At 38.9% G+C, this 7,441-nt stretch carries 6 protein-coding genes and 1 tRNA gene; 5 read left to right on the forward strand and 2 right to left on the reverse strand.

Annotated features, from left to right (window positions below):
* Window positions 1–5 precede the first annotated feature (5 nt).
* Window positions 6–93, forward strand: a tRNA-Ser gene (locus WKI42_RS08750).
* Window positions 94–218: 125 nt separating this feature from the next.
* Here WKI42_RS08750 and birA read toward each other — a convergent pair.
* Window positions 219–1,154, reverse strand: coding sequence for a bifunctional biotin--[acetyl-CoA-carboxylase] ligase/biotin operon repressor BirA (gene birA, locus WKI42_RS08755; protein ID WP_164227023.1), 936 nt, complete (start codon window positions 1,152–1,154; stop codon window positions 219–221).
* On the reverse strand, window positions 1,151–2,011 hold the full coding sequence (locus WKI42_RS08760; protein ID WP_112445783.1) for an AraC family transcriptional regulator: 861 nt from the start codon (window positions 2,009–2,011) through the stop codon (window positions 1,151–1,153). The genes birA and WKI42_RS08760 overlap by 4 nt, the downstream gene beginning before the upstream one ends.
* A gap of 107 nt (window positions 2,012–2,118) precedes the next feature.
* Here WKI42_RS08760 and WKI42_RS08765 point away from each other — a divergent pair, with 107 nt between their 5' ends.
* From WKI42_RS08765 to WKI42_RS08780, 4 genes are read left to right on the forward strand one after another with little or no spacing between them, the layout of a single operon-like run.
* Window positions 2,119–4,281: an alpha-galactosidase gene (locus tag WKI42_RS08765; RefSeq protein ID WP_368081714.1), complete on the forward strand. Its 2,163-nt coding sequence runs from the start codon at window positions 2,119–2,121 to the stop codon at window positions 4,279–4,281.
* Window positions 4,282–4,315: 34 nt separating this feature from the next.
* Window positions 4,316–5,575 carry an extracellular solute-binding protein gene (locus WKI42_RS08770; protein ID WP_173233277.1) on the forward strand — a complete coding sequence of 420 codons (1,260 nt, stop codon included), beginning with the start codon at window positions 4,316–4,318 and terminating at the stop codon, window positions 5,573–5,575.
* 13 nt (window positions 5,576–5,588) lie between these two features.
* Window positions 5,589–6,455: a carbohydrate ABC transporter permease gene (locus tag WKI42_RS08775; RefSeq protein ID WP_173218721.1), complete on the forward strand. Its 867-nt coding sequence runs from the start codon at window positions 5,589–5,591 to the stop codon at window positions 6,453–6,455.
* Window positions 6,456–6,468: 13 nt separating this feature from the next.
* The gene (locus tag WKI42_RS08780) at window positions 6,469–7,302 is read left to right on the forward strand and encodes a carbohydrate ABC transporter permease (protein WP_368081715.1); all 834 of its coding nucleotides are present in this window, start codon (window positions 6,469–6,471) and stop codon (window positions 7,300–7,302) included.
* The last annotated feature ends 139 nt before the right edge of the window (window positions 7,303–7,441 follow it).

Consider the following 7,441-nt stretch of genomic DNA (forward strand, 5'->3'; position numbering starts at 1 on the left):
TAATTGGAGAATTACTCAAGAGGCTGAAGAGGACGGTTTGCTAAATCGTTAGGTCGGGTAACTGGCGCAAGGGTTCGAATCCCTTATTCTCCGTTTTAATGAGAGTTTATAACTCTCTTTTTTATTTTTAGAGACAATAAAACTTCAGATCTGTAAAACTTAATTGAATTACTAATCTGAAGTTATTTTTATATCGTTTATATTATAATTGTGTTATTTCACTTCCAACTCTTGAGTGAAATTTCTCCGCTATTGAGCCAGATTTCTTTTCCGTTATCACATTGCACCAAAAGTTTTCCACTTTCAGAGATGTCTTTAGCAAGTCCCTTGTAGTCTTTTTGCTCTAGTGTGAAAGTGACTTCTTTTCCAAGAACGAATGACTGTTTTTTATATAGGTATAATAGCTCTTCTGCTGGTGTTTCGAAGAAAGCACGCCATATTTCGATAATTAATTCATTTCTTGTTATTAGAGCTGTAGTTTTAAATAAGCTAGAAGCTTTTTCTTTTAATTCTTGTGGGAAGTCTTTAATAGTAAAGTTGATTCCTACTCCAATAATGATATCTGTGACTAAGCCTGTTTCTACAGATGTCATTGCTTCAGTGAGAATTCCTCCAATTTTATGATTGTTTAGATAGATATCATTGACCCATTTTATGTCGATATCTATTAAAGTTAGGTTCTTAATGGCTTTGTAGATAGCTCCAGCTACAAGTAGTGTGTAGGATGGTAATTTGTCATAGGGGAGATTTGGTTTGAGATGGAGTGTCATATAAATGCCACCTTGTGGTGAGTAGAAGGAACGTTGAAAACGGCCTCGGCCTGCTGTTTGATAGGAAGCTAGATAGAGGGTATTTGCTTCATGGCCTAAATCAATTGCTTCTTTTGCATCTAGTTGTGTTGATTTTGTTTCGGGTTTAAAGCTGACTTTAATTGGAAGATTTTCTTCTAGAAGTTCTGGAAGAATAAGGTCTCCATTCATCAATTTATAGCCTTTGTTTTTGATACTATCAATTTCAATGCCTTCTTGTTCTAGCCGCTTGATGGCTTTCCAAATTGATGTTCGGGTCAGTGATAGTTCTTCTGCAATTTTTTCTCCGCTGATATAATCGGTTTCTTTAGCTAGAATTTGGTAGACGGCTTGGTAGGATTTCATAGTGTTTCCTTTCTCACTAGTTGGTGTTGAGAATATTCTTTTCTTGTTTGACTTGGAGTCTGATTAAAGTATTGTTTATAAGCTTTAGAAAAATGTAGTGGATCTGAAAAACCTACCGAATATGCAATTACCTTGATAGACTCTTGGGTATTTTCGAGAAGTTGTTTAGCTCGGTGCATTCGAACGTAAAGTAGGTATTCTTTGGGTGATAAGGTGTTAAATTCTTTGAATACACTTGATAAGTAGCTTCTGTGAACGGATAGTTCTTTTGCTAAATCTTGAATTGTAAGTGATTGAGGATAGTGGCTATCAATTAATCGTTTGCATTCAAGATAGAGTTGGTGGGTTGATGAAATATTCTTTTTTTTCTGATTGGGAGCAATAGTTCCCAGATGAAACATCAGTTCATGGAGTTGTCCCATGATATGGAGTTGAGCTAATTCATTTGATTTGGTAATCTGAGCGAAGCGGACAATGTCTGAGATGAGTCTTGCAGTAGTCTGGGTATGACAAGTTTCAGATTGGATGAGATAGGATTGATTAGAAATTTGAGAAAGAGCAAAATAATCAGGAGCTTTCCCTCCAGTGATTCCTAACCAGTAGTAGGCCCAAGGCTCTTTACTATCTGCTTGATAAAAGGTTAATTCATCTGGTTTTAATAGAAAGAAATCTCCTTCTTTTAAATCAACAATTTTACCATTGTAATGAAATTTTCCTTGTCCTTTACTAATGTAATGTAGAACGTATGTATCACGAATGGCTGGACCAAAAGAGTAATTAGGTGTGCATTCCTCATATCCATAAAAGCTTAGGGAAAGGTCGATTGTTCCAGTCTGGTATTCTGAAAAAACTAACATGTGCTACCTCCTACCTAACATTTTACCATATTCTTGAGACATTTTTCTATTTCGGAAAGCGATTTCAGATGATAAAATAGAATCATTAAAGTGATGAGGTGAAGTAAATGGGAGTTAGGATAGAGAATAATCTATTTTATGTTGAGAGTAAAAATTTAAGTTTGATTATTGAAAATCGAAATGGGTACTTACTTTTGAAACATTTAGGAAAGACTATTAAGAACTATAAAGGTTCCAATAGTGTTTATGAACGAGACCATGCCTTTTCAGGAAATCCAACGGCTCATAATCGAACCTTTAGTTTAGATACTCAGCGACAGATTTTTGGGCAACATGGCTTAGGAGATTTTAGGAAACCAACTATACAGGTTCAGCAGGATGCAACTGAGGTAACAGATTTTCGTTTTATAGAAGCAAAGATTTTAAAAGGTCAAAATGGTCCACAGGGTTTACCTTCCCCACATAGCATGGATGGTACAGAGACTCTTGCCTTGATTTTAGAAGATTCTAAGGCTCAACTTAGTCTGACTTTATATTATACTGCTTTTGATAATGATGCGACAATTGCTAGCTACAGTAAATTGGAGAATAAGAGTAATCAGGAAGTTATCATCCATAAGGACTTTTCTTTTATGGCTGATGTTCCAGCTGCAGATTACGAAATCGTAACTTTTCAGGGAGCTTATGCTCGTGAAAAGACTGTCAGACGTCAACAGGTAGAACAAGGAATCTTTTCGATTAGTTCGAACCGTGGAGCTTCTGGTCATGCTCAAACACCAGCTCTTCTACTATGTGATCAAGGAGTCACAGAGGATGCTGGGAATGTGTTTGCTATTCAACTAATGTATAGTGGAAACTTTGAAGCTTTTGTTCAAAAGAATCAATTGAATGAAGTTCGGCTGGCTATTGGGATTAATCCGGAAAACTTTTCTTGGAAGTTAGACCCTGAGGAATACTTCGAAACACCGGTAGCTTTAATGACCTATTCAGATAAGGGATTAACTGGTATTAGTCATGAAAGTCAGAATTTTGTACTGAAGCACATTATGCCAAGTAAATTTTCTACAAAAGAACGCCCAATTCTAATCAATAACTGGGAAGCTACTTACTTTGACTTTCAGAGAGAAAAACTGTTAGAGCTAGCTGATGAAGCTAAGAAAGTTGGTATTGAACTTTTTGTATTAGATGATGGGTGGTTTGGTAATCGCTTTGATGATAATCGGGCTTTAGGTGATTGGGTTGTTAATGAGGAAAAACTGGGTGGAAGTCTTGAAAGTCTGATTTCAGCTATCCACGAAAGAGGTTTGCAGTTTGGGCTTTGGTTAGAACCTGAAATGATTTCTGTAGATAGCGATTTGTATCGTAAACATCCTGACTGGGCTATTCAGATTTCAGGATATGAGCATACCTATTCTAGAAATCAATTAGTACTTAATCTTGCCAATCCTCAGGTAGTAGAATACTTGAAAAATGTCTTAGATCAACTCCTATCTTATCATGCGATTGATTACATTAAATGGGATATGAATCGTAATATGACTAACCTGGGGAATGGATCGAACTATCTAGAGACACAGATGCAATCTCATCAGTACATGCTGGGGCTTTACGAACTCGTTTCTTATCTGACAGAGAAGCACAGCCATATTCTCTTTGAGTCCTGCTCTGGTGGCGGTGGACGAAATGATCTTGGTATGATGCGTTATTTCCCACAAGTCTGGGCTAGTGATAATACTGATGCTATTGCACGTTTACCAATTCAATACGGTTCATCCTATCTCTATCCAACCATTTCTATGGGGGCTCATGTTTCAGCAGTACCGAATCATCAGATGAGACGAACGACACCATTAGAAACACGTGGCCATGTAGCAATGATGGGAAATTTGGGCTATGAGCTTGATTTGACAAGTTTATCCGATGAAGAGAAAGCTGAGATTGCTAATCAGGTGAACTTGTATAAAGAATTACGACCAGTAGTTCAGTTAGGACAACAGTATAGACTCATTAACCCTGATACTGAATCCAATGAAGCAGCTCTACAATTTAATTACAAAAATCAAACGATTGTAACCTACGTTCGCGTTTTATCAGTTGTAGAGACCATGGAAACAACTTTAAAGTTAAAAGATTTGGTTGAAGAGGGACTGTATGAATTGCAGGAAAATGGAGTAGTTTACTCAGGTGCAGAACTCATGTATGCAGGTTTAACTGTTATCTTATCTCAAGGAGATTTTTTGAGTAAACAGTATATTTTTAAAAGACTATAATAAAAGTGTATAAATTTATAAAGGAGGCTTTCCAATGAAATGGTATAAAAAAATCGGACTTCTTGCAACTACAGGTTTAGCTTTGTTTGGGCTCGGCGCTTGCTCCAACTATGGTAAATCTGCGGATGGCACAGTGACCATCGAGTATTTCAACCAGAAAAAAGAAATGACCAAAACCTTGGAAGAAATCGCTCGTGATTTTGAGAAGGAAAACCCTAAGATCAAGGTCAAAGTCGTCAATGTACCAAATGCTGGTGAAGTATTGAAGACACGTGTTCTAGCAGGAGATGTGCCTGATGTGGTCAATATTTACCCACAGTCCATCGAACTGCAAGAATGGGCAAAAGCAGGTGTCTTTGAAGATTTGAGCAACAAAGACTACCTGAAACGCGTGAAAAATGGCTACGCTGAAAAATATGCTGTAAACGAAAAAGTTTACAACGTTCCTTTTACAGCTAATGCTTATGGAATTTACTACAACAAAGATAAATTCGAAGAGCTGGGCTTGAAGGTTCCTGAAACCTGGGATGAATTTGAACAGTTAGTCAAAGACATCGTTACTAAAGGACAAACACCATTTGGAATTGCAGGTGCAGATGCTTGGACACTCAATGGTTACAATCAATTAGCCTTTGCGACAGCAACAGGTGGAGGAAAAGAAGCCAATCAATACCTTCGTTATTCTCAACCAAATGCCATTAAATTGTCGGATTCGATTATGAAAGATGACATCAAGGTCATGGACATCCTTCGCATCAATGGCTCTAAGCAAAAGAACTGGGAAGGTGCTGGCTATACCGATGTTATCGGAGCCTTCGCACGTGGGGATGTCCTCATGACACCAAATGGGTCTTGGGCGATCACAGCGATTAATGAACAAAAACCGAACTTTAAGATTGGGACCTTCATGATTCCAGGAAAAGAAAAAGGACAAAGCTTAACCGTTGGTGCGGGAGACTTGGCATGGTCTATCTCAGCCGCCACCAAACATCCAAAAGAAGCCAATGCCTTTGTGGAATATATGACCCGTCCAGAGGTTATGCAAAAATACTACGATGTGGACGGATCTCCAACAGCGATCGAAGGGGTCAAACAAGCAGGAGAAGATTCACCGCTTGCTGGTATGACCGAATATGCCTTTACGGATCGTCACTTGGTCTGGTTGCAACAATACTGGACCAGTGAATCAGACTTCCATACCTTGACCATGAACTATGTCTTGACCGGTGATAAACAAGGCATGGTCAATGATTTGAATGCCTTCTTTAACCCGATGAAAGCGGATGTGGATTAGGAGTAGAGAGACTATGAAAAAAGTATTACAAAAATATTGGGCATGGGCTTTTGTGGTCATCCCTCTCTTGTTACAAGCAATTTTCTTCTATGTGCCGATGTTTCAAGGAGCCTTTTACAGTTTTACTAACTGGACAGGATTGACTTATAACTACAAATTTGTCGGCTTAAACAACTTTAAGCTCCTCTTCATGGATCCAAAATTCATGAATGCGATTGGCTTTACCGCAATCATTACGATTGCCATGGTGGTTGGTGAGATTGCACTCGGGATCTTCATTGCGCGTGTCTTGAACTCTAAAATCAAAGCCCAAACCTTCTTCCGTGCTTGGTTCTTCTTCCCAGCTGTTTTGTCTGGTTTGACAGTGGCTTTGATCTTCAAGCAAGTCTTCAACTACGGTCTTCCAGCGATTGGGCATGCCCTTCATATTGAATTTTTCCAAACCAGTCTTTTAGGGACTAAGTGGGGAGCGATCTTTGCGGCTGTCTTTGTCCTTCTTTGGCAAGGGGTGGCTATGCCCATCATCATCTTCCTAGCTGGTTTGCAATCTATTCCAACTGAGATTACAGAGGCAGCAAGGATTGATGGCGCGACTAGCAAGCAAGTTTTCTGGAACATTGAATTGCCTTACTTGCTACCAAGTGTCTCTATGGTCTTTATCCTATCCCTAAAAGGTGGGCTGACTGCTTTTGACCAAGTCTTTGCCATGACCGGTGGTGGTCCAAACAATGCCACAACTTCACTTGGGCTTTTGGTTTATAACTATGCCTTTAAAAACAACCAATTCGGTTATGCCAATGCCATTGCCGTAATCTTGTTCTTCTTAATTGTAGTGATTTCGATCATCCAATTGAGAGTATCTAAGAAATTTGAAATTTAAGAGGAGAAGCATGATGAAACAAGATGAAAGAAAAGACCTGATTGGCAAATACATTCTATTGATTCTAGGATCGGTTCTGATTTTAGTGCCGCTCCTTGCTACCCTCTTTAGTTCCTTCAAACCCACTAAGGATATTGTAGACAATTTCTTTGGCTTTCCAACCAACTTCACATGGGACAACTTTAGCCGTCTCTTAGCTGATGGGATCGGAGGCTATTATTGGAACTCTGTCGTCATCACTGTCTTGTCTTTACTTGCAGTAATGATCTTTATTCCGATGGCAGCCTACTCCATCGCTCGCAATATGAGTAAAAGAAAAGCCTTTACCATCATGTATATCCTCTTAATCCTCGGAATCTTCGTACCTTTCCAAGTCATCATGATTCCGATTACGGTTATGATGAGTAAACTCGGTTTGGCTAATACCTTTGGTTTGATCTTGCTCTACTTGACCTATGCGATTCCACAGACCCTCTTTCTCTATGTTGGCTATATCAAAATCTCGATCCCAGAAAGTCTGGATGAAGCAGCAGAGATCGATGGGGCTAATAAATTTACAACCTATTTCCGCATCATCTTCCCAATGATGAAACCGATGCATGCGACAACCATGATCATCAATGCCCTTTGGTTCTGGAATGACTTCATGTTGCCACTCCTTGTCTTGAACCGGGATTCAAAAATGTGGACTCTGCCTTTGTTCCAATACAACTACGCAGGCCAATATTTCAACGACTACGGACCAAGCTTTGCCTCATACGTTGTCGGCATTATCAGTATCACCATTGTCTATCTCTTCTTCCAACGCCATATCATCGCAGGAATGAGCAACGGAGCAGTGAAGTAAGAAGAGACTAGAGAAGCTATAATTTCTGACACAGAGGAAGGGTTCAGCTTGTTGATAATTCTATGTAGAAAACAAGAAAGTAGTACTTAGTTTATCACAGTCTATATTTAGTACGAGTTTGATGATAAACAGAGATTTA

The organism is Streptococcus pseudopneumoniae, from assembly GCF_038148935.1.
Taxonomy (GTDB): domain Bacteria; phylum Bacillota; class Bacilli; order Lactobacillales; family Streptococcaceae; genus Streptococcus; species Streptococcus pseudopneumoniae_U.